The sequence below is a fragment of the Mycobacterium sp. genome (assembly GCF_047975165.1).
Taxonomy (GTDB): Bacteria; Actinomycetota; Actinomycetes; order Mycobacteriales; family Mycobacteriaceae; genus Mycobacterium.
Window position 1 is genome coordinate 1 of the sequence record NZ_JBKECZ010000015.1, and the last position, 1,644, is coordinate 1,644.

Annotated in this window: 2 protein-coding genes; both read right to left on the minus strand. The window is 31.5% G+C overall.

What is annotated here, in order from left to right; translation table 11 throughout:
• A partial coding sequence (locus tag ACK5M9_RS00965) for a hypothetical protein (RefSeq protein ID WP_416891341.1) occupies window positions 1–340 on the minus strand: 340 nt, incomplete at its 3' end.
• A 41-nt stretch (window positions 341–381) separates the two neighbouring features.
• Window positions 382–1,008, minus strand: coding sequence for a hypothetical protein (locus ACK5M9_RS00970; protein ID WP_416891342.1), 627 nt, complete (start codon window positions 1,006–1,008; stop codon window positions 382–384).
• Between the last annotated feature and the right edge of the window lie 636 nt (window positions 1,009–1,644).

Below are 1,644 nucleotides of genomic sequence, written 5' to 3' on the forward strand. Positions count from 1 at the left end.
ATTTTTTTAATTTTTTTTCTTTTTTAGATTGTTTTGATAATTGTTTAGTTCTTTTTCTAGCATTAAATAGTTTTAGATCAGTTGTTCCTTCATACCCAGAAAGTTTTGCTTGTCTAATTCTATCAGCTCTTAGTCCTTCTTCAATTAAGTCATCTTCAATCTTGTTTGCTTTCCTTGCTTTCTTTTCTATGAAGTAAGCTGGGATTGCTTTAAAGAATCCAATTCCTTTTTTTGCAGAAAATTTTAAAATTGCTCTAATAATTAATACTAATCCAATAGCAATTGATAACACTGCAATTGTTGCTAAATTCAATGCAACTGCTTGAAAAATGTTTTCCATTTATTTCTCCTTATTTTCTCCCGTCCCCCATCCACAAATTTTTATTCTTCTGTTGGTTTAGGTATTGCCGCTAATACCCTTGCCTTTTGTTCTTCTGTAAGATTAAGTTCTTGTGCCATAGCATTGAAGGTTGTTGTTATTGCTTCATTTATTAAAGTATTTACATTTCCTTTAGACATTAATCCCCTAACGTCATCAGGCATAAAATCTTTTAAAGTGATGTCTCCAGTAGTAAAGTATCCTTTAAGGATTTCCAATCTTGCACTTGAATCCCTGTATAGTCTTAATGCTATCCCTGCTTTAGAATAGTCTGAAGAATCAAGATTTCCTTCTGGGGATACATCAACTCTTAAATTCATTTGATCTTCATTTAAAATACTATTTATAGAACTTCCTGAATTAGTGTGTTCTATTGGAACAAAAGCACCATTAACATATGAAGTATCTGCCTTAGTATCAATGGCACTAGTATTGCTTGCAATGTTTGTTTCATTAGCTGTGATCCTTGCTTCTGCAGAATCTATTTCACTTTGCATTGTATCATTAGTTGTGTTTAATGTGTTAAATGCATCTGTAGCATTATCTCCTTCTACTAATGAAGTATTTAATAGATCATCAGTAGTTGAAATTGTACCTGTCCCTAGGGATGAAATAAGTTCTACGTCCACAATTGTATTTGCCTTAGAATCTATTGTATTACCTGTTGCTGTTGTGTATGCTCTAATAGAAAAGTTTCTATTGATAATTGTAGTTAGATCAATATTATTAATATCATAGTTTAACTTAGCAACTTGTTCTCCTGTAGCACTCCCATTAGGGAAATCATAATCTTTAGTTCAAGTGTCAACTGCAACTCCTGCATCTTCATCATAAAGATCTACATTCAGAGAAACTACTCCAGCATTACCTTGTTCTACTGCACCTGTAAGTACAACTCTTAATGTTCCATTTTGAGATACAACAAATTTTTTATATGTTGTTTCTTGTGTATATGAAAGTAATGCTGGTCTAGTAGATTCAATAACTACTGCTGGATTAATTTTTATTGGAGTATTAGATATTACTCCATCTGTTGTTGTTTTAAATACTTCAACAGTTAATCCACCTGCTTCAATAACTTGTTCTAGTTCAGCTACAACATTTGCTAATGCCTTAATTTGTCTTAAAGCATCTCTAATAAAGATATCTTGAGATCCATTTTTAGTAGATCATTGTTCGTTTGTTGGAGAATCACCAATAGTAATTTTAGTTTCTATTAGAGCATTTGCTGCTGCTAATAGTTCATCTACCTTATTCTTTTTATA